Origin of the sequence: Leptospira haakeii, assembly GCF_002812045.1 — a bacterium.
GTDB lineage: Bacteria > Spirochaetota > Leptospiria > Leptospirales > Leptospiraceae > Leptospira_B > Leptospira_B haakeii.
Window position 1 is genome coordinate 205,938 of the sequence record NZ_NPEG01000005.1, and the last position, 21,233, is coordinate 227,170.

A 21,233-nucleotide genomic window follows, 5' to 3' on the forward strand; every position below is an offset into this window, starting at 1 on the left:
TCCGGTCCGTCCTTATCTGACTTCGAAACTTTACGTTTCCTAACTGGAGGCGTTAATTCCAACAGCCTCCAGAATATATCATCGGGTTAGAAAAGACAATCTTTGAGCCAATTCCGGAAGGAAGGAACTCCCCTCCCCTCTTTGTATATCGGCACCAAACCATCGTTGGATTATGTCACATTATAGATTTCCAATACAAACTGAAGTTGGTCCCATTCTCAAAAAGGAATTTAAAATCAGGACATTCCGTTCTTAAATCTTGGATCCTGGACTACACCAGACTCACGGATCTCAGAAAGAGCATCCGCATACGCTACTAAGATTTTTAAAGCAAACCCGCTCCTTTCTCTAATGAAACTATCTTCCGGAGAAACAGGCTCCCCTCCATTGATCAGATGTTCCACATCTCTAAAGATCAATTGTTCAGGGATATAACAGATCTTGGTATTTTTATAACTACTTGCTCTCATCTCATTGATCGGGAAAGCCCCGCCTCTACCAGAAGAAACGGAAACAAGAAGTCCAGGTTTATGACCTAGTTGAACAAGTCCCGCATGAAGGAAGAAATTTTTGATAGCTGGACTCGCCATCCCGCCATACTCAGGAGTGATAATGATAAAACCTTCAGAACTTTTTAGATTTTCATCAATAGGTTTCCAAAGATCTGTCCAAACCTTATTATCATTTGTTTGAGTAGAATCATAGAGAGGAAGAGGATTTTTCCCCAGATCCAATGTCCAAGTCTCCACGGACATTTCTTTCAATTTAGAATTTAAAAATTCACCTACTTTAGCGGACTGAGATACTTTTTGTTGGGAGCCAACAATGATTCCAATTTTCATTCTATTCCTTTATTAAGAAACCCGGGCGATGATAAATAAAATCCGCCCGAACTGTCGTATGAGAACAGGTTTTGGAGCCGCTACTTTTCTCCAACGAGAAAAAAAACGCCTTAGCTCAATCCGTATTTTTTCTTAAGGCTAGAAAGTTCTCTCAAGAAAGATTCTCTATTTTTAACTGTCAAAGGTTTAAGATCCAGTGTGACCCTTTCCCCAGGTTTGCGGGGTGAAATCGTTTCACCCCCCCGGCCTTCCTTCTTTTTGAGGAGGGTTTCCAAGTTTTTAACCGAAAGATCACTTCCACTTTTAAGCAATTCTGAAACAGATTTCTGGTCCAATCTTGCAATGGAGCTTAACTGTTTCACATACCTTTCTGTATAACCTAAAATTTTCCCGACTTCTTCTGCGGTTTTTTTCCTTTCTTTGCGCAGGAACTGGATCGCTCTTCCGACTTCCCAAGGATTTAAACTTTTTCGCTTTTCGTTCTCAGCCAAGGCGATCTCATAACATCTGTCTTCGGAAGCTTCTGTCTCAACGACCGGGATTGATTTCCATCCGATCAGTTTTGCAGCCTGAAATCTTCTTTCTCCAGCTACGATCTGAAACTTCTTACCTAATTTGCGAACAACTATTGGCTCTATCAAACCTAAACGTTTCATAGACTCCACAAGATCACTCACATCTTCTTTCCCGAAAACCCTAGGTTGATCCGGATTAGTTATAATATCAGAAAGAAGGATTTCCTTTTTGAGTGATTCATCCCCACCAAAAGCTGTTAATAAATCCAGCCCTGCAAAATCAGATCTTTTTGCCATTTGCTCTCCTCATTACTTCTTCCGCCAAGGTAGAAAACATCTGCATCGCTTTAGGATCATATTCGGATAAAAGTTTACGTTTTGCCTGGGACTGAGGTATTGCCTCTCTTCTATATACAACCGAATCAAACACCGGAAAATATTTTCGGACAGTCTCAGCAAGCCCGGAAAGTGCCCTCGAATCCTCATACTGATTCAACACCGCGCCCAAAAGTCCAAGACCAGGATTTGCTTTTTTTCGGATTTTCTCGATCGTACCATGAAGATCTTTCAGCCCCTGGACACTAAAAGCACGAGTCTGTATCGGAACCAAAACAAGATCGGCCGCTATCAAAGCATTCTCCAAGATCAAACCAAGAGAAGGAGGACAATCTATAATAATATACTCGTAAGAAGAACGGATCGGCAATAGTGCTTCTTTTAAAAGATCGAAATCGTCCCTCTCATATGGAGTAGTAAAATTCGCCAAGTGAATGGAAGAAGGAACCAGATCCAAACCGGGAGCAAGGTTCACAATAATTTCAGAAATATCTACTTTAGATTCTTCTTTATAACCTAAAGAATGAAAGACAGATTTATCCGCCTGGCCGACATATAACTGGGTGATATTTGCCTGAGCATCCCAATCCAGAAGTAAAACTTTTTTGCCTGCCTTTGCCAATGCTTCCGCGAGGCAGATCGAAACCGTGGTTTTACCTTCTCCACCTTTTTGATTGGAAACCGCAATGATCACAGACTCATAGGAGTGTTTCGTTTTTTTGGAGAAGTACTTGTCCAAAACTTCAGTTTTATATTTGCCCTTATTGTCTTTGGGCAGGGACCATTTTTCCGCCTTCTCCAGAAACTCATCTTCCGAACTTAAAACGTATTCGGAGAGGACTTCTTCTACACTTAAAACCTTGGCTTTCACTTCAAACCTTGACCCTGATAATAGATCCTCGCCCAGACCGAATTTGTCAAGAAAACCTATGTCTCATATTAGCTTAAGAGCGAAAAAACCGAATTGAAACGATAGGGGAGGGGAGAATGCTAAGGTCTCTTCTCGGAAAAGGAATTCACAGGGGATGAAATCATTTCACCCCTATTCTAGGATGAAATGAAAATTCAGATTCGAATTATAATCTTACTATTCTGCCTATTTGCCACGGCCAATATACTCGCACAAGAGCCTGAATCTCCCAAGGAAATAAGATCGGAAACAAGTCTGCCCGGAACAGCGGCGCCTCAGAGCAAAATACAGGCACTTCTATCCGAACTACTGACCAGAAGTTCTATCACAGGACTTATAGGAGAAAATGGAGGCCAACATATTTTCGAATCAGGCACAAAGTTCCCGAACTTATCAGGACTAAAAGCGGGATCAAGGATCACCTATAACAGAGAATTCCAATACGGCGGGATCGGTTTAAAACATTGGTGGGAAACCTGGGAGATCAACCTGGAATACAGGACGACATTTAAGAACCAAAGAACAGGAGAAGGCAGGGACGAGGACTTTTTTCTTGGCAGCATAAGCAGGGAGAAGGGGACAAAGATCGATTTCGCGAACGCAAGTTTTTCCGATACACCTTATACATTCACAGGAACCCAAAACTTTGCGGACGGAAGAGGGAAACTGAAAATGAAAGACGATCGGATCGGACTCCTTGGCAGAAAATATTTCGGCGGGGCAAATCCTGATCCCAGAAAACCAGGCTCGGGCTTTTATCTTACAGGCGGAGCTTATTATACATTTTATAAATATTATCTCTACGATGTGACTCAATGGATTGCGACTGCGCCGGTAACCTACCGCCCTATCGGAATAGGTCTCAGTTATTCCATTTCTACCTGGGAAGTCCCGCTCGGATTCGGTTATAGATATTCAAACGGTACTTGGATGTTAGAAGCAAGTCTCCTTGGAAATGTTTGGTATTCACATTTCAGGGATTATCATTACCAAAGAAATTTAAACTTCATAGGAGATTCTTCCGGTTTCGGAATAGAGACAAATTTAGGAGCAGGATATATCCTACCCTCTTGGTTATTTTTCCTAAAATTAACGGAGCATAGATTGTACGGAGAAGGAAGTTTCCAAACCCAAGGAGGCTTGAGCAGAGAGGATATTATTTCTAACTATTCAGGAAGATATAGGAACTATCTGAGCACAAAACAATATTCCGTCGAATTCCAAGTGAGCCATTTTTTATGAAAAACAGACTTTTACTCATCAACTTGGGCGGACCCAGAAACGCCGAAGAAATCCCGAAATTTCTGAAAGATCTATTCGAAGACCCTTTAGTATTCGATCTGCCAATTCCTGAATTCCTAAGGATCAGGCTTGCTAGAAAAATCGCAGAGACAAGAGCTAAAAAAGTAGAAGAGACGTATGCTTCCATGGGATTCGGAGGAGGCTCCCCTCTTGTTTCCGAAACCGAAAAACAAGCAGAAGGTTTAAAAAAACTTTTAGAAGAGTCCGGAGAAAAATGGGAAGTCAAAACAACAATGTGCTGCGGATATCCGGACATCAGAGAACTTCCTTCCGAATGGACAGACCCTAAAGAAGGAGTGGTGCTTCTTCCATTATTTCCTCATTTTTCCAGATCCACAGTTCTTTCCACAGCAATGCTCATGGAAAAACAATTAGGTTACTGCCCTGCCTCGAATCCACACTGGGTAAGACCATTTTCAGACAGAAAAGAATATTTAGAATCCATCCGAGACTTGGTCTTGGATTTTTTCCAAGGAAAACTTTCCGAAAAAGATTTTCTTCATATCAATCAAGAAGCAGTCCCAGATTGGCAAAACCTGGATATAGTTTTCAGTGCTCACGGGATCCCTCTTCGTTTAATTAAAAAGGGCGACGTCTATACGAAAGAAATCGAAGAGAATGTAACAGCACTCACCTCACTCTTAAGAGAAAAAGGTTATAAAGGAAAAATACATTTATCTTACCAGAGTAGGGTAGGTCCTAGCAAATGGACCACTCCAAACACCTTAGACAAGATACAAGAGTTGGGGCAGAATGGAACTAAAAGGATCGCAGTTTATCCAATCAGCTTCATTAGCGATCATCTCGAAACATTGGAAGAAATTGGAGTTCAGATCAGAGACCACGCTCTTCAAAATGGGATCTCCGAATATTATAGGATCCCAGCTCCAGGCACATACCCGGCATTTTTAGAGGCGTTAGCAAAATTCGTTTTCGAAGCCAAGTATTCTGCGCAGCAAGGTATGCAGTTAAATTGTATCTGCAAGGCGTCGGGCGGGTGGAATCCTAAGAAAGAAAAAGTGGCTTGCGATTGTTATCAATAGGTCAGACGATCAAGCCTAAATTTTTCTTAAACACTGTCCAATTTTCCAAAACTCAATTGATCTAGAGATAAAATCATCTTCTATAGGACAGAAATATGGACGAATACTTAATCTTAATGCGATTGGATTTGATCACAAAAGATGCGCAACCTTCTCCGGAACAAATGCAAGTATACATGAAAATGTACCAGGACTGGGTAGGAGGAATTGCTGCCCAAAATAAATTCGTAGGTGGAACGGGACTATCCACAGAAGGCAAAGTTATCAAATCAGGACAGATCATCACTGATGGACCATTCGCCGAAACAAAAGAGTCCATAGCAGGCTTTATTACGATCAGGGCCAATAATTTTGAAGAAGCTACTAATATCGCAAAAGAATGTCCTATTCTAAATGGACCAGGAAATAGCGTGGAAGTCAGGAAAGTAGTGGGCGTGGACAACACACGTTAACCGACACATAATCGGCTCATAAATTTATGCAAAGCCCGGAGATATTGCCCCATTTATTCAGGAATGAATACACTAAAATAGTCTCCGTTCTTTGCAAACATATAGGTTTCGAAAGGATAGAAATCGCAGAAGAGATAGCAAGCGAGACTTTCCTAACAGCCACTGAGACTTGGGGAATCAAAGGAAATCCTGAAAACCCGACCGCTTGGCTGTATGCAGTGGCAAAGAATAAAGCGAAAAATTATCTACAAAGAAACTCGGTCTTTCAAAATAAAATCCTACCGGAACTTACCAAATCACAACCGGAAACTCTGGAATCTGAAATAGATCTTTCTCCGGAGAATATATACGATAGCCAACTCAGTATGATGTTCACGGTATGCCATCCTTCTATCTCTCCAGAAGCTCAGGTTGGACTTTCTCTGAGAATCTTGTGCGGATTCGGGATAGAAGAAATAGCCGATGCCTTCTTAACAAATAAAGAAACGATCAACAAACGGTTGTTTAGAGCTAAAGAAAAATTAAGAGAAGAAAAGATCTCAATCCAACTCCCAAAACCGGAAGAGATTGAAGAACGATTGGATCCGGTACTTTCTACGATCTATTTATTATTTAACGAAGGGTATTATTCCATCAGCCAAAACAAAACTTTACGCAAAGATCTTTGTTTGGAAGCGATCCGTCTCTGCAGTATGCTTGTGGAGAACCAAATCACTAATAAACCACAAGTATATGCACTTCTTTCATTAATGTGTTTTCATACTTCTAGATTCGAAGCAAGACAAAACGAAAATGGAGAACAGATCCTATACCAAGACCAAGACACAAATCTTTGGAATTATGAGCTGATCAAAAAGGGAGAAATTTTTCTGAACAAAGGAGCCAGTGGAACCAAACTTACAAAATATCATTTGGAAGCTGGAATTGCATATTGGCATACGCAAAAGGAAGACACAAAAGAAAAATGGGAAAATATTTTACAGTTATACAATCGTCTACTTCAGTTACAATATTCTCCGATTGCCGCTTTGAATAGAACATACGCTCTTTCAAAGGCAAATGGGAAAAAAGAAGCAATTATCGAGGCTGAAAAATTAGACCTGAGGGAAAATCATTTTTATTTTGCTCTTTTGGGAGAACTTTATTTAGATATAGATAGATCTAAGTCTGAAGAAAACTTTCGTAAAGCGCTTTCAATCGCGAAAACTTCCCAGGCCAAGATCAGTATCCAAAAGAAGATAGATCAACTCTCAAAGTAAACATATGATTAAGACAAAGAACACAAAACATATTAGTGTCACTATCCCAGTTTCCCAAAAGACATCTTATGAATATCTCTCGGAGCCTAAAAATTTTCCAGAATGGGCCTCCGGTTTATGTAAATCTATTTCTCCTATGGGAAATGGAGAATGGTCCATCGATTCTCCTATGGGAAAACTAACCGCAAAATTTACTGATAAAAATCCATACGGGATCTTGGACCACTATGTGATATTTAGCCCTGAAAATATTTCTTATAACCCGCTCAGGATCATAGAAAACGGAGAGGGAAGTGAACTGATTTTTACATTATTCCAAACAGAAGGAATGACACCTGAAAAATTCGAAGAAGATTCTAATTGGGTCAAAAAAGATCTAGACGAACTTAAAGAAATCCTAATAAATAAATTTGCCCGCTGATTAAGCCGAAAGACCCGAGTTATACAAGTAGAAGGCCCGTTCCAGAATGGACTTTAAACCGATCCCGTTCCTGAAATTCCCTTCTACTCGGATCTCAGGAGGAAGGACTCTATCCAAATCACGATTGAACGCATGAAGCTGAGGTCCGTATACAGGAAGTGCATCTTTCCAAACAGTCACATAATGATTTAAAGGTATTCCACTTTCGGAAAATAGTTTTTTACGATCTTCTTCTACAACTGAAATGATCTCTTCTTCGGTTTTGGAAGAAATTTCCCTGTCTCCCGCGCCACCCATAATAAAAGTTTCAGAATGGACCCCATCGGAGGTCCTACCAGCAAATATAAAGTCGTTAAACAAGATCCCTCTGGATCTAATCCCTAATTCGGAAGAAAAACTTTTATGATCTTTGGGGAATAATACTCCGAACCCTTTTTTACCATTCAAGATAGAATCTTTTCCGAAACGGGTCACACTTACTATAGGCAAAGTGTCCAACATTCCTTGGTAGGATTTGAATTCTTTATATTCTGATTTCAGAAGTTTTAATGCAGTACCGAGATTGGTTGCAATCGTGATTTTGGACTTAGGATAAGTCGCTCTCAATTCTCTTAAGCCGGAAATATCCTGATTATACTTGATCTTTCCTTGAGTAGATACTCTTGCTTCTAAAGCTCCAAGTAAAGTCCCAATGCCACCTTTAAAACTTACAGTTCCTCTTCTTCCCGGAAGAAGTTTTGGTTTATCTTTTCTAGAATTTCGAAGATGTAGAATGTTTTTCCAGAGAGGAGCTTGCTCCGGTAAAAATTTTCCGAGAACAAGTTCGGCAGACATTGCATCCAGATCACCGGCGTATATCCCGCCTAATGCAGGTTCTACGACTTTACTAAGTGTTTTTTCTCCCAATACTCTTTTTCCCCATTGGTAGATCGATTCACCTGGGATAGGTTGCGAAGGAACAGTCAATACCGAGAATGCAAGAGAGATCATTTCGAAAACGGAAAGCGGCATTCTTCTCATCTTTCCATCCGAGAATATATAACGTTTTTTAGATGCAGGATTGGAGAGTAGAATATCCAATCCTAAACGGGAAGAAAGACTTTCCAACTCCCAACAATTTAAGATCCCATTTGCCGCCCTTTCTACGATCCCGTATTCAGTGCGAACGGAACGGATAAGACCGCCAGCACTTTCTTTTTTTTCAAGTACTAATACGGACTCACCTTTTTCTAAGGAAAGGAATGCATGCAGAAGGCCAGTAAACCCTGCACCAATTACTATATGATCCGGAACCCATTTCGCCACGGATACAAAGTAATGGGATAGAAACTATTGGCAATAAAATCCTAGATTTTCTTTCAAAACGAGGAAAAGTTTTTATCAAGTTCAGAAATCGAATCTGTAACCCATCGTATATTTAGTTTCCAATCCGGAGAAGGTTCCGTTACTGGAAAATCCACTTCCTGCTCCTACGCTGGAAGGCATAGCTGAGATTACCATCCCCTTGCTTTGGCCGTCTGAAAACTGGACCACAGATTTGACAGAATTTGCAAAAAAATACGAATCAAGTAGGTTCAAGATATAAATCCCACCTAACACATATAAGGCGCCTTGGTATTCTCTGAAGTTTTTGTCTGCTTCTTCTCTTTTTAACTGAACTTGACTACTTTGATTCGCAAGATATGCATCAACCGGGGACAAAGATGGAGTAACTGCCGCTTGGGCTTGGCCAATTGCAGCAAGCGTAAGGCTTTCTCTTGTATATGGATTTCCAAGATCTCCGTATTCTCTTACGGAAGTTCTATACACTCTGAATTTGTCATAAGCGACAAATGCAGTCATAGCAAATAGGGTAGGGTAGAGAAGTGACTGGAACTTTCTATCAGTATAATATTGGCCCCAACCAGGTACTGCCGCAGATCTCCAGAGAGCATTTAAAGGACGTCTTGCCTCTTGTTTACGAAGTTCTTCCAAGCGGCGAGCTTCTTCATCCGCAGCTGCCTGTTTTTTCAGATCCTCTTCTTTCTGTTTGTCTTCTTCTAATTGTCTCTGAGCAGCTTCTTTGTCTTCTTGCTCTTTTTTGTCAGAAGCGAGTTTGTCCTCTTCTTCTTTACGGATCTTCTCTTCTTCGTCGTCGTTTATGTCTTGGAAAAGTATCTTAAGGATAAGATCCTTATCTACTTTACGTTTTCCTGATTCTGTTTGGAGAAGAACGGAATGTTGGTTTTGGGTGATAATATCTCCTTTTACCTTTCCACCTTCTCTCAATAGAACAGTAACAGGAAAAATGCCAACAGGAGCAAAAACGATCAATAGGATCGGAATGATTTTTTTTAAATGCAAAGATAACATTTCAAACAGAAAAAGTGTTACGCCACTAAAGTCCCCAAAGTATTGGACGAAAAGAAATTAATTTCCAAATGAATCCTTTCTAAGGGAAGAAACAGCTATAAGACCCGAATATTTCAGCAGGAGGGTCAAATAGACTGAGAAAATACCTTGGTTTCAGGACTTTTTCTTCTCAAACGCATGTCCAGACCTGTGCATGCATTCCTTAAGAAAGGTTTTCCCAGGTCTGTTAAAACAAGGGTTTTTCCTTTCCACTCTATTAAATTATCGTCTTCCATACTGGCCAAATAGAGGCGAACCTCTTCAAAAATCGGATCCGGAACCTCTACTTTCCCTAAAGTAGAAAGTTTTAGAATGAGTTCTCTTTGGATCAGATCTTCAGAATTCAATTTATGTCCCCTGAGTATTGCCTGTCCGTTTTCCGAAATTTTTCTTTGGTATTTTTTCAGGATCTTTTCGTTCTGATAGAAACAATCCCAACTATCCGAAATTGCAGACACGCCTAATCCCAAAAGTAGGTCAGTGGACTTGGTGGTATAACCCATAAAATTTCGATGAAGATTACCGTTTTGATAAGCGGCGTGCAACGAATCGGACTCCAAAGCAAAATGGTCCATTCCAATTTCTTTATATCCTGCACTTAAGAAAAGTTCTCTTCCGATTTCGTAGAGTTCTCTTTTCTCTTCTCCCTTAGGAAGATCATCTTCTGTGAATAATCTTTGTGCCGCCTTTATCCAAGGGACATGAGCATAACTGTAGAAAGCGATCCGATCAGGTCTAAGTTCCAAAGTTTTCCGGATCGTTTCCTTCATACTTTCTTTGGTTTGTTTAGGAAGTCCATAGATCAGATCGAAGTTTACCGAATTATATCCTAATTTGCGAGAACCATGAGTAATCGCGGCAGTCAATTCATAAGGCTGAATACGATTTACTAATCTTTGTACTTCCGGATCGAAGTCTTGGACACCTAAACTGATCCTTCTAAATCCGTATTTAGCTAAAACTTCTAATTGCGAAAGTCTTGTCCTTCTTGGATCTACTTCTAAGGAGAATTCAGGAGAATCGGCCACATTCCAAGAATCTAAAATTGGTTTTAATAAACTTTCCAAATTAGATTCTGAAAGATAAGTAGGAGATCCTCCGCCTAAATGTAGCTCTCTTAACTCACGCTTAGTCAACTCAGGAAGTTCTTCCTGGTATTTCCTGAATTCCTGTAGAACTGTTTCCACATAAGGATCTTCTACAGAATGGTTTTTAGTGATAGAAGTATTACATCCGCAAAAAGAACAGAGAGTCTCACAAAATGGAATATGAATATATAACGCTACGGAAGAATCGTCAGGAACCAACCTTCTACGAAGTGCATCTATCCATTCTTCTCGTGTAGGATTGTCTTCCCAATAAGGCACAGTAGGGTAACTAGTATATCTAGGCGCAGGAACATCATATTTTCTAATTAGATCAGATTTGGAACTCATACGAATGCCTCACGTATCGTACTTACGAAAGTTCTAATATTCGCTTCCGGGGTTTTTGGCAGGACTCCATGTCCTAAACCGCATACCCATCCTGCTCTTTTCTCCGGGGCCAGATCCAAAAATGGTCGGATCCAACTATTTAAGTATTTCTTAAATTCTCCAGACTCCATGAATAATAATGCCTGATCAAAATTGCCCTGCACAAAGTGGGAGCCATTTCCTAAGAAGCCAACGATGTCTGTTCTATGATCCATACCGAATCCAGTTAGACCGGAAACTTCTCTCAAAGATTGTAAAGAACCTGGGGCAAGATTTTTGGCATAATAACCGATCTTACCAGGGAACGCCTCTACCAAAACGTTTATGGTAGGCAATATCGCCTCTTGGAAGAACACAGGAGAAGCATCTCCGGCTGCGGTATCAAAGATCATTACGATTTCTGCACCACCTTCTAGTTGTAGGCGTATGTTTTCCTTTAATAAAGCAAGGATCTTCTCGTAAAAGCCTTCTCTAAGCTTCACTGAAATTTTAGGAAGTATTAGATTCCCATCATGTTTTCCTTGGGTAGCATAACAGAATAAGGTCCAAGGCCCCCCGACAAATCCGATCAAGGATTTATCTTTAGGGATTTTTTTTCTTGTCTGGATTACTGCATCCTTTTGAAATCCCATAAATTCCACCGCCTGCTCCAAAGGGTAAAACTTATTCAAATCTTCTAATGTGGAAAGATGCCAGCCAAGTTTAGGCCCCTCATCTCCGAAACGTAAACCCATTCCGAAAGCTTCTAAAGGAAAAAGAATATCAGAGAATAAAATTGCAGTGTCAAAATCGAAATCATCCACAGGACCAAAAGCGACTTCCGCAGCAAGTTCTGGGACTTTACATAACTCTTCGAAAGAATGTTTTTTTCTTAAATTTTGGTAATGCCAATGATAACGACCGGCCTGACGCATCATCCAAATAGGAGGAGTGGCCTGTGGCTGAAGTTTAAGTGCAGCTTGAAATCTAGTATTAGACATTTTTTAAGTCTCCGATCCATTGGTAACCGACCCCTCTCACGGAACGAATCGCATCCTCACCTCTATCTCCGAAGGCTTGGCGTAATCTAACAATGGAATTATCTATAGTTCTATTTGTAGGGAATTTTTCCTCTCCCCAGAGGCGATCTAGGATCTCATCTCGGCTGACAGTTCTTCCTCTTTCCTCTACCAAAAAGTTCAAGAGAGCACAGTCTCTTTTGGAAAGATGGATCTCTTCTTTGGATGGAGTAAGAATACAGTATCCGTAAAAATCCAAAAGATAACCTTCGTAAGAATATTTAGCCTGTTTTATGGAATGTTTATGAGATTCTAATACATGTTTGACCCTAATTAATAATTCCTTTAAATGGAATGGTTTAGGTATGAACTCTTCTGCGCCTAGTTCGAATCCTCTCAAACGTTCCGGCGCTCCTGAATGTGCAGTTAAGAATAGGAATGGGGGGCAGTCTTTTCTGGATTTTAATTCTTCCGCCAATTCGAATCCGTCTCCATCAGGTAGACGAACATCTAAAAGTATCAGATCTGGTTTGGATTCTGCTGCTAAAACTTTTGCAGACTGAGCGGAAACGGTCCAGACCATTTCATATCCTTCTTTCTCCAAACGTTCCTTTAAAGTTTCACCCAAAGAACGATCATCTTCTACTAATAATAATTTCGCTTTCATAAACCGTTTCTCCTTTGAGAAGGATAAGAGGGGAGAACAAGTTCTGCCAAAAATCCTCCTGACTCAGAATTTCGAACGGAGAAGTTTCCCCCCATTCTTCCGGCCAATTTTTCAGCGATATATAATCCTACTCCAGTGCCGCTAGTGCTTGTATGCCTTAAGAATAATCTTCCTAATAATTTAAAATCACCGGAGAAACCTTTTCCGTTGTCTTCAAATCTGAATTTGATCCTATCTCCGGAAATTAGTTCTGAAAGGATTTTTACCTTAGTGGCTCCTCCATGTTGCACAGAGTTTTCCAAAAGATTTCTAAAAATACTTTCGAGTGCTCTTCTATCTGCTAACACTTTGGTTTCTTTCCATTCCGTCTGAATGTCCAACTCGGACCACTCTTCTCTTAGACTTTCTTCCCAGTGGCGAAGATCCAACTCTTCTAAATATAATCCTTCCGATCTCATGAGACTTGCCAGGTACAATGCCTTATTCATCTGAGATTCTATACGATCCGAGTCTTTTAATAATCTATGAAGAAGTTTGTCTTTACCTGCATCCACACCTTCTTCCAACAAGCTCTCCGCTTGTAGCCTGAGACTTGCTAAAGGAGTTTTCATCTCATGTGTTACAGTGGAAAAAAAGTCATGTATGAGTTTATTTCTTTTTTCTTCCCGGAAAGTCAGCCAAACCAAGGTTGCTCCACCGCTTACCAACAAGAACAGAAAGAAGGTACCTTCCATCTTGATCATGGCACTTTGTCTTTCTAATTTTTCCAAAAAATCAAAATCGATCTGAGATCCCAAACGAGCGGCAAGTTCAGTCGCCATTCTATTTTGTCTTAACCCTAAAAAAAGCCACCACACACCGAGCGAGACCGTGGTCACAACCCAGATAACCGGTAAAACAATCTTTTTGGAATCGAAGACCTTCATACTTTCAATTTTTTTAATGCGGTATCCGCTTTCTCCAGAGTTTCAGAAAGTATTTTTTCGGAATGGGCATAACTCAAAAAACCGACTTCGTAACCGGAGGGCGCCAAATAAATTCCTTCTGCAAGGAGTGCATGAAAAACTTTCGCAAAACCTTCTTTATGGCCTGCAGGAATTTTATCCACAGTCCGGATAGGGGAGGGAGACTTTTTATGGAACCAAAACAAAGAAGAATGAACACTGGAGTCCCAATCTCCCTCTGGATCCCTTTCCCTCAAAATGGAAACCATTCCGGAAACAAAAGTTTTAGTGCGGTTCTCTAAAACGTTCCACACATTATCTTTTTCACATTTTACTAATGTAGACAGACCGGCCCTCATTCCGAAAGGACTAGCGCTTAATGTTCCTGCTTGGTATACAGGTCCTTGAGGAGCAACCAGATCTAAAAGTTCAGCCCTTCCTGCGTAAGCACCTACCGGGAATCCTCCGCCAATAATCTTACCATAAGTCACTAAATCAGGCGCAATTCCCAATTCTCCACTCATGCCTGTTAATCCGACTCGAAAGCCGCTAATCACCTCGTCGAAAAGTATAAGACTTCCGTGTTTTCTCGCAATCTCTACGATCTTGGATAAGTATTCTTTTCTTTGTATTAATAAACCGTAATTTGCAGGAAGAGGCTCTATCACTAATGCAGCGATATTTTTGCCTTCTTTTGCAAAAAGTTCCTCAACTGATTTTTCATCATCCAAAGGAAGGACCAAAGTATTTTTGATCAGCTCCGAACCAATTCCTGCGCTATCTGAAGAAGATTCTCCCGCAAGACCAGAGCCTGCTTTTACAAGCAATGCATCTAAATGACCATGATAACATCCGTCGAATTTTAGGATTTTGTCTCTACCCGTTGCAGCGCGGGCCACACGTAGCGCGCTCATTACTGCTTCAGTTCCGCTATTCACGAATCTGATCTTTTCCACCCAAGGGATCTTAGACACGATCCATTCTGCAAGTTCTAATGAATAAGGTTCAGCAGCTCCGAAACTCCAGGCAAGTTCTGCGGTTTCAGAAACTATTTTTTGGACATCTTCGTCTCTATGGCCCAAGATCAAGGGACCAAAACTTAAACAATAATCTATATATTCTTTTCCGGAAACATCCGTAAGTTTAGCACCTCTTCCGGATTGGAAGAATACAGGGTCTCCTCCCACGGAACGAAAGGATCTGACCGGAGAATGTACTCCACCCGGTGCTACTTTTTTTGCTCTTTCAAAAAGTTCCTTAGAACTTGGAAACATCAGCCTAAAATCTCCTTTCCTCTTCTTGCAGCATAAGTGATCAAATAAGATGCACCCGCTCTGGAAAACACTTGCCAGGTTTCCTTAAGTGCATCTTCGAATTTACAAAATCCATTTTCTGCAAGCATTGCAATAGATGCATATTCTCCGCTCACTTGGTAAGCGCCAACAGGCAATCCTGTTTGTTCTTTGATTGGTAAGATCAGATCGATAGAAGTTATGCCTGGCTTGACCATCAGAAGATCTGCGCCTTCTTCCGTGTCCCTTATTGATGAAAGAATAGAATCTTCTCTATTTCTCACATCAATCTGGTAAGAAGAACGATCTCCATGACCGGGAGCAGACTCAGCAGCTTCCCTAAATGGGCCATAAAAATGGCTCTTGAATTTTGTGGAATAACTCATGATCGGAACATGTTGGAAACCGTTAGAGTCTAGAATATTTCTGTGACTTCTAATTCTTCCGTCCATCATATCGGAAGGGGAGATGCCGTCCGCACCCGACTCGGCGTAACAGAGCGCCAACTCAGAAAGTCTTTTGACGGAACTTATATTGTCTATTCTACCCCTAGGATCTAAAAGCCCACAATGACCATGAGTGGTCAAAGAACAAAGGCAAGTATCCACCCAAAGAAAAGTTTCCGGAAATTTGGATTTGATAGTACCAATTACATTTTTATAAAATGATTTCGGAATAGAATCATCCGATTTTTTTTCAGGAACCAAAAACAGAAGGAAATGTTCCACTCCATTCTTCAAATCAGATTCTATTTGAGATAAAATAGAATCCTGACTATCACGGAATACTCCAGGTAAAGAGGACATTTTTTCAGGAGATTTCAGGCTTTCCGTGACGAAGATTGGCTGGACCAGTTTTTTAGGATTCAAACTCTCCGAAGATACCAAATTTCTGAGCGGGGCATTGAGACGATTTCTTCTCAAACCCAACAAACTCTCGGAACTCATACTGCACCTCTTTTTGTAAGAAAATCCGGAGTCTCACCCTTACAGGCTCTTTCCCAGGATTCAAAGTTCGGAAATGCAAAAATTTTCGCATTCGAACCTAATGTTTTTCTAATATATTTATACGTTGCTCCGGTCCCGCAAGAATGAATGCGAGATCCGATTTCCGAATTCTTTTTATACGCTCTATCAAATTGAGAAGCACTCATCCAGAAAAAATGAGAATATTCGGAAAGATCAGGCTGTTCCGAGTCAAAGTCCACTTTGTAAGTTACGAACCTTCTCCATACACCTTCTATAATATCACTTTCCTCATGAGTAAGTTTAATGAAGTCAGGATTGGATTCATAAAAACTAACAATTTCCTTTGCGTCTTCTTCACCCAAACCGTCAGTGGAGCCGTTCACCCAAACATCACGAGATGCTAATTTTTCCCAGGTTTTTGCACCTGCTACGATAAAGATCGTCTCAAGTCCCGGCAATTCCCAATCCTTAGGCAATGAGTCCGCACGAGACACAAACCAAAACTTTTCTTTCGGAACGGAAACCTGCACAGGGGAACGTTTCATCCTAAAGCCCTGCCTTGGTTTAGGAAATACAAGATCCAATGAAGAAGGTAGAGGCAATTCCTCTCCGTTCCAACGATCAAAAGCATCTAACTCTAACCCAGAATCCGTTTTTCCTCGAACGAATAGAAAATCCGCTGGGCCTCCTAAGATCACAGAAACCCCGATCTTCTGGTGGCAGCCTCCACCGAAATAAGAGAGAATTTTTCTCTCTTCTAAAACCGCTGCCTCTTCTTTATGATCCGAAAGTGGAAGTAAAAGTTTTCTAGTCTTCTCGTCACCTTTTCTGAACTCTGCAGCAAGCGCTCCTTGCGCAGGTGCATTCGGATTTTTCGATAAAGGCAGAACCATAAACAGTTCATTCGAGATCGCGGATCTAATTTCTTTTCTAACTTCTGAATATTCTTCCGTAGATGAAAAAGAAAAGTTTTCAGAAAGAAGTCGATCCAGCGCAGCCTTGGCCACTACAATCCCGGAAACCTCAGGGTCGGATTTCCATTTACGAAGTCTTGTCTGCACATTTCCTCTTACAGGATGAAAACTGATCGGTAAATTTTGAAGACGAGAGGGGAGTGCGCTCGGAAGAAATGCAGAAAGATTATATTCTCTTCTTGGACTAGAGGAATGGATCTTAATTTCTTTAGGAGGCTTCTCATAAGAAGACCTTTTGAAAAGTAAAACGTCTCTTTGGTCTGCGCGAGGGAGGACCATTAAAATTTCAGTGCCTTCATGTCCTTCCAGATCCAAATCTTTGAAGGAGTGAACGACTACATCCACATTTCCTTGGACGAGTTCCTTGGTTAGGTCTTGGGTAAAAACACCCCTGCTGCCCATTTTCCAAAGTGGAGTGGTTAAATCTTGGTCGCCACTTGCTTCTTTGAAAAAAAGTTGGAGCTCCAACTCAGGATACAATTTATGCAATTGATCTTGTACGAGGCAGGTCTGTAATTTTGCGAGGGAACTTTTTCGGGAACCGATTCTTAAAACGTCGGACAAGGTAGGTCATCCCAACCGAATACAAATTGATGAGCTTCCAGTTCTCTTTCTTCTAAAAGCTCGTCTAAAACGGATTTTAATTCTTCCTTTACTTTTCTAGTTCTTTCTTCCGTTTCTTTCAAGGAAGAAAGCATTTCTGCAAAGGAAATATATACGATATCTGAGGGCCAAGATTCTTCCAGAGGTTCTTCTCTAAAATCCAGGACCAGATTTCCCGGAGTCAATTTATCCATCCAAACGGAACAATCCATAGGTGCTGCGATCACCCAAGCTTCTCCATTCGGGGACCAGTCTTCCATTAAATGAGAAGAAGAACCGGAAACAGAAGATAAAAATTCCAAACGATGGAGATTACGTCCTACAATCTTAGTTTTTCTATTTGAATGAGAAAGCCAAGGTAGGATTTTTTCCGCAAGTTGTCCGGTCCCAAAAAGTACAATCTCTTTAGGAGGATTGAAAGCTCCGGATAAATATTTATCCGCCAAACCACCATAAGATTGTTCTCCTAAATTTTGCAAATAACCGGAGCGAAGAGTTCTACAATCTTCAATCAGATTGTCTCTGAGTTTTGCCAGATACTCTCCGAAAGCACGATCAGGTAATTCTTGGAATCTTTGTCTGAACTGAGAGAGAACTTCTGTCTCTCCGAACAATTTAGATTTTAAACCGGAGATAATTTCGAGAAGAAGTCTATACGCTTCGTAACCGGATTTACTTTCCCAATGAGCAGGAAGATTTTCCGGATGAGGATGGATCCTGGAATCTGAAACAAGAACCGTGCGCATACAAGTCTTCCAAGAAAATGCGTCAGGCAGAGACAATAAATCCCTGTCGGAAGATTCAGAGTGAAAAACTTGTAATGTGGACCACATCTATCTTCGATCATACCTGATTCAGGGCCTTATTTGTCAAAATACTGTCAGAGAGATCCGAAAAATATTCCTCTTGCATGTGTTGAGAACGAATTTCAAAATGACCTTATGGTTTGGGACATAGGCTTCCAAGATAAAATTGTTTATCTAGTAGTTGGCTCTGCAGCGGTTTATTTGAGCTTTCCGCTCGTTTCTTCCATTAAAAGTTTATTTAGCAAAACCCAAAGAACAGAGACAAGTTTCGGTTGTTACGAGGCTGCCTGCTCCGCTTGCGAAGTAAAGATTGATAAAAATCAAAAAGCCTTATCTAAACGAAAGCACTGATAATTCCAAAAGAGTCATCGCTATCCCATCTTCATTATTCGAATATTTAGTGATATAAGAAGCGCCTTCTTTCAAACTCTGCACTGCATTTTTCATCGCAAATCCATAACCCGAATGAAAAAGCATCTCTCTATCATTCAATTCGTCCCCGAAAGAAATAACTCCCGTCTCATCCAAACCAGAAATTTTTAAGTATGATTGGATTGCTGTCCACTTGGAAACTCCCTTCTCCAAAACTTCCAGACAATAAGACACTCCCGGAATTTTAGTGATCACCGTCCTGTATTCAGAAGACTCGGGCAAGGAAAGAAGTTCCTTTTCTAACTCAACCAATTCCTCTTTCATTAAAGAAAGATAACATACTACGAGTGCTTGATCGGAAGAATGTTTCAGAAGATCTGAAACCACCTTTGTTCTCGCGATATCTCCGCCTGAATAATTATGATACTTTTCATCCGTGATCGGAGATTCGATTAAAATATCGATTCCTTCTTCGAAGCGGTCTACGTGAAGGAGGGGGGAGTAGCCCTTCTTCTTTCCTAAAGATAAAACAGCAAATGTTGCTTTTTCGGAAATATATGTTTCCGAAATTCTTTCTCCATTCGGAGAACTCCGGAGCACCTGCCCATTATTGGCCACCACAGTTACATTCCCGCGGAATTCCTGAGCATATGGAAGTGCAGAGGAGAACCTTCTACCCGTAGCGATGATCAGACCAACTCCCTGATCCAATGCAGACTGTAAAACATAATGATTCAAGCTGGAGATAGAAGCCCTAGAATCCAGAAGTGTTCCGTCCAGATCCATAGCAATCGTATGAAAGGGGAGAAGCCCTTCCAATTTTGGAAATTTATGAGAATTCGAGATAATATCCAAGTGTGCCTGCGATTCTTTTCCAATAGACCTGAGGGCAGGAGTTCCTTCCACCTCCTTTTTTCGTTTCCAAAAGAATCAAAACTGATTGCCTGGAAGAATGGAACTCAGTCTGGCATATTCTCCCTGTCCGAACGACACATTCATCTTCTATCATCTTATCTCCGGAAAAACCAAAGCACCATTTTCCATCAAAGAAGAACTATACGATGTAGAACAACTGAACCAATTCGCAGACAAAGGAAAATTCCAAGCCACGAAAATTTCATTCGCGGCTCTATTCCATGTGGCAGACAAATATTCTCTTTTGGACAGCGGGTCTGCGCTTGGCAGGAACTGTGGCCCGATCATCGTCAAAAAAGCGGGAGCCTCGGTAGGAACTCCTAACGGAAAAAAAATTTTGGTACCTGGGCTTTGGACCACCGCCAACTTACTTACACATCTATATTTAAAAGGGGATTTTACGCCGGTTCCCACACGCTATGATCTCATCTTAGATAAGGTGAAAAATGGAGAGGCTGATTTCGGGATCGTCATCCACGAAGAAAGATTCACTTATGAATCAAGAGGATTAGCCAAGGTAGAAGATTTAGGAGAATGGTGGGAAGGCACAACAGGTGCACATATCCCACTTGGATGTATCGCGATTCGCAGAGATCTTTCTTCTCAGACAAAACATGACCTGGATTCGGCGATTAAGGAAAGCCTTTCTCTCGCTTACCAAAACAGAGAAGGTATGTACGACTATATCTTAAAACATTCTCAAACCACAACGAGAGAAGTGGCGGATGCACATATAGATCTGTATGTGAACGAATTTTCTAAAAGTTTAGGGAAAGAAGGGGAAAGGGCAATTCGTTTATTACAACAAAAAGCCCTCGAGACCGGATTACTTCCAGCCGAAAAAGAGAAGGACTTATTCCTTTAATTTTTCAGTTCTCTAACTATATCCAAACTCGCAGGAGATTGGTTCAGAGTATAAAGATGAATTCCAGGAGCTCCCATTTTAACCAGCTCACGGCATTGGTTTACGGAGAAGTCGACACTTCTTTTATAAAATTCTTCTGGCTGATCTTTCACTTTTTCCAAATCGGAAACTAATTTGTCAGGAAATTCACAGGCAGCCATTGACCTAAATCTTTCGATCTGAGCAAAAGAAGTGATAGGCATGATCCCTGGGATCACAGGCACATTAATCCCTTTTTTGCGGATCAAATTTAGGAAAGATTCAAAGTTAGAATTTTTAAAGAATAATTGAGAAACCAGGTAAGAAGCACCCGAATCCACTTTACGTTTTAGATTATCCACATCGGATTCTAAACTTGTTGCTTCCGGATGTTTTTCAGGATAACAAGCGGCGCCCATACAAAAATCGAAACCTTCTTCTTTGATAAAAGAGATAAGTTCACTTGCGTAACCAAATCCACCCTCTACCTTTTTAAAGGCCTCTTCTCCCTTAGGAGGATCTCCTCGAAGCGCCATTAAATTTTCAATCCCCGATTCGGAGATTTGTTTTAATATAACTCGGATCTCATCCTTATTTCCACCCACACAGGTAAAATGTGCCGCGGCAGGGAGTGAAAATTTTTTGGCCAATTCGGAAGTGATACGAATCGTCTTTTCGCGAGTGGACCCTCCCGCCCCGTAAGTCACGGTGATATAACCAGGATCCACCTTGGACAATTCGCCCACAGCTTCGAATAATTTCACTTCTCCTTCCGGAGTTTTAGGTGGGAAAAACTCGAAAGAGTACACCGGCGTTTTTGCCGTTTTATAAATTTCTAATATCTTTTTCATTCTAACCTATCCCC

22 protein-coding genes are annotated in these 21,233 nt (G+C 40.9%); 7 read left to right on the top strand and 15 right to left on the bottom strand.

The features are described from left to right. Nucleotides 1–236 precede the first annotated feature (236 nt). The 3 genes from CH377_RS10990 to CH377_RS11000 all read right to left on the bottom strand — a co-directional run bounded on the left by CH377_RS10990 (nucleotide 237) and on the right by CH377_RS11000 (nucleotide 2,564). A complete protein-coding gene (locus CH377_RS10990; protein ID WP_100723837.1) occupies nucleotides 237–842 on the bottom strand; it encodes an NADPH-dependent FMN reductase in 606 nt (201 codons plus the stop codon). 110 nt (nucleotides 843–952) lie between these two features. After that, on the bottom strand, nucleotides 953–1,654 hold the full coding sequence (locus CH377_RS10995; RefSeq protein ID WP_100723838.1) for a ParB/RepB/Spo0J family partition protein: 702 nt from the start codon (nucleotides 1,652–1,654) through the stop codon (nucleotides 953–955). Further along, a complete protein-coding gene (locus CH377_RS11000; protein WP_100707410.1) occupies nucleotides 1,638–2,564 on the bottom strand; it encodes a ParA family protein in 927 nt (308 codons plus the stop codon). Before CH377_RS11000 ends, CH377_RS10995 begins: the two co-directional genes overlap by 17 nt. A gap of 186 nt (nucleotides 2,565–2,750) precedes the next feature. On the opposite strand from CH377_RS11000, the gene CH377_RS11005 reads away from it, so the two are divergent. The 5 genes from CH377_RS11005 (at nucleotide 2,751) to CH377_RS11025 (ending at nucleotide 7,080) form a co-directional block, all read left to right on the top strand. Further along, nucleotides 2,751–3,845 (top strand): putative porin, encoded by a 1,095-nt coding sequence (locus CH377_RS11005; protein ID WP_100723839.1) that lies wholly within the window; start codon nucleotides 2,751–2,753, stop codon nucleotides 3,843–3,845. After that, nucleotides 3,842–4,948: a ferrochelatase gene (hemH, locus tag CH377_RS11010; RefSeq protein ID WP_100723840.1), complete on the top strand. Its 1,107-nt coding sequence runs from the start codon at nucleotides 3,842–3,844 to the stop codon at nucleotides 4,946–4,948. Before CH377_RS11005 ends, hemH begins: the two co-directional genes overlap by 4 nt. A 95-nt stretch (nucleotides 4,949–5,043) precedes the next feature. Continuing rightward, nucleotides 5,044–5,400, top strand: a complete 357-nt coding sequence (locus CH377_RS11015) for a YciI family protein (RefSeq protein WP_100723841.1) — start codon at nucleotides 5,044–5,046, stop codon at nucleotides 5,398–5,400. 26 nt (nucleotides 5,401–5,426) lie between these two features. Further along, a complete protein-coding gene (locus CH377_RS11020) occupies nucleotides 5,427–6,659 on the top strand; it encodes an RNA polymerase sigma factor (RefSeq protein WP_100723842.1) in 1,233 nt (410 codons plus the stop codon). Between the two features lie 4 nt (nucleotides 6,660–6,663). Next, nucleotides 6,664–7,080 carry an SRPBCC family protein gene (locus CH377_RS11025; RefSeq protein ID WP_100723843.1) on the top strand — a complete coding sequence of 139 codons (417 nt, stop codon included), beginning with the start codon at nucleotides 6,664–6,666 and terminating at the stop codon, nucleotides 7,078–7,080. Here the strand turns inward: CH377_RS11025 and hemG are convergent, their stop codons facing one another. From hemG to CH377_RS11075, 10 genes are all read right to left on the bottom strand, one after another. Then, on the bottom strand, nucleotides 7,081–8,385 hold the full coding sequence (gene hemG / locus CH377_RS11030) for a protoporphyrinogen oxidase (protein ID WP_100723844.1): 1,305 nt from the start codon (nucleotides 8,383–8,385) through the stop codon (nucleotides 7,081–7,083). A gap of 81 nt (nucleotides 8,386–8,466) precedes the next feature. Next, the gene (locus CH377_RS11035) at nucleotides 8,467–9,432 is read right to left on the bottom strand and encodes an LA_0442/LA_0875 N-terminal domain-containing protein (RefSeq protein WP_100723845.1); all 966 of its coding nucleotides are present in this window, start codon (nucleotides 9,430–9,432) and stop codon (nucleotides 8,467–8,469) included. Between the two features lie 125 nt (nucleotides 9,433–9,557). Then, nucleotides 9,558–10,907, bottom strand: a complete 1,350-nt coding sequence (gene hemN, locus CH377_RS11040; RefSeq protein WP_100723846.1) for an oxygen-independent coproporphyrinogen III oxidase — start codon at nucleotides 10,905–10,907, stop codon at nucleotides 9,558–9,560. Next, nucleotides 10,904–11,926 (bottom strand): uroporphyrinogen decarboxylase family protein, encoded by a 1,023-nt coding sequence (locus CH377_RS11045; protein WP_100723847.1) that lies wholly within the window; start codon nucleotides 11,924–11,926, stop codon nucleotides 10,904–10,906. The genes hemN and CH377_RS11045 overlap by 4 nt, the downstream gene beginning before the upstream one ends. After that, complete coding sequence (locus CH377_RS11050) at nucleotides 11,919–12,611, bottom strand: response regulator transcription factor (RefSeq protein WP_100710695.1); 693 nt, start codon at nucleotides 12,609–12,611, stop codon at nucleotides 11,919–11,921. The genes CH377_RS11045 and CH377_RS11050 overlap by 8 nt, the downstream gene beginning before the upstream one ends. Further along, nucleotides 12,608–13,537, bottom strand: coding sequence for a sensor histidine kinase (locus CH377_RS11055; RefSeq protein ID WP_100723848.1), 930 nt, complete (start codon nucleotides 13,535–13,537; stop codon nucleotides 12,608–12,610). Before CH377_RS11055 ends, CH377_RS11050 begins: the two co-directional genes overlap by 4 nt. Next, a complete protein-coding gene (gene hemL, locus CH377_RS11060; RefSeq protein WP_100723849.1) occupies nucleotides 13,534–14,829 on the bottom strand; it encodes a glutamate-1-semialdehyde 2,1-aminomutase in 1,296 nt (431 codons plus the stop codon). The genes CH377_RS11055 and hemL overlap by 4 nt, the downstream gene beginning before the upstream one ends. Beyond that, complete coding sequence (gene hemB / locus CH377_RS11065) at nucleotides 14,829–15,794, bottom strand: porphobilinogen synthase (RefSeq protein ID WP_100723850.1); 966 nt, start codon at nucleotides 15,792–15,794, stop codon at nucleotides 14,829–14,831. The genes hemL and hemB overlap by 1 nt, the downstream gene beginning before the upstream one ends. After that, nucleotides 15,791–17,353, bottom strand: a complete 1,563-nt coding sequence (locus CH377_RS11070; protein ID WP_100723851.1) for a hydroxymethylbilane synthase — start codon at nucleotides 17,351–17,353, stop codon at nucleotides 15,791–15,793. The genes hemB and CH377_RS11070 overlap by 4 nt, the downstream gene beginning before the upstream one ends. Further along, nucleotides 17,338–18,225, bottom strand: coding sequence for a glutamyl-tRNA reductase (locus CH377_RS11075; protein WP_100723852.1), 888 nt, complete (start codon nucleotides 18,223–18,225; stop codon nucleotides 17,338–17,340). The genes CH377_RS11070 and CH377_RS11075 overlap by 16 nt, the downstream gene beginning before the upstream one ends. A gap of 33 nt (nucleotides 18,226–18,258) precedes the next feature. On the opposite strand from CH377_RS11075, the gene CH377_RS11080 reads away from it, so the two are divergent. Continuing rightward, entirely contained in the window at nucleotides 18,259–18,549 is a 291-nt protein-coding gene (locus CH377_RS11080) for a hypothetical protein (RefSeq protein WP_243402026.1), read from the top strand. Here CH377_RS11080 and CH377_RS11085 read toward each other — a convergent pair. Further along, nucleotides 18,529–19,356 (bottom strand): Cof-type HAD-IIB family hydrolase, encoded by an 828-nt coding sequence (locus CH377_RS11085; protein ID WP_207797612.1) that lies wholly within the window; start codon nucleotides 19,354–19,356, stop codon nucleotides 18,529–18,531. The genes CH377_RS11080 and CH377_RS11085 overlap by 21 nt on opposite strands. Nucleotides 19,357–19,522: 166 nt before the next feature. Here CH377_RS11085 and CH377_RS11090 point away from each other — a divergent pair, with 166 nt between their 5' ends. Beyond that, entirely contained in the window at nucleotides 19,523–20,350 is an 828-nt protein-coding gene (locus tag CH377_RS11090; RefSeq protein WP_100723853.1) for a 1,4-dihydroxy-6-naphtoate synthase, read from the top strand. Here the strand turns inward: CH377_RS11090 and metF are convergent. Then, nucleotides 20,347–21,219, bottom strand: a complete 873-nt coding sequence (gene metF / locus CH377_RS11095) for a methylenetetrahydrofolate reductase [NAD(P)H] (protein WP_100723854.1) — start codon at nucleotides 21,217–21,219, stop codon at nucleotides 20,347–20,349. The two genes, CH377_RS11090 and metF, sit on opposite strands and share 4 nt — an antisense overlap. Between the last annotated feature and the right edge of the window lie 14 nt (nucleotides 21,220–21,233).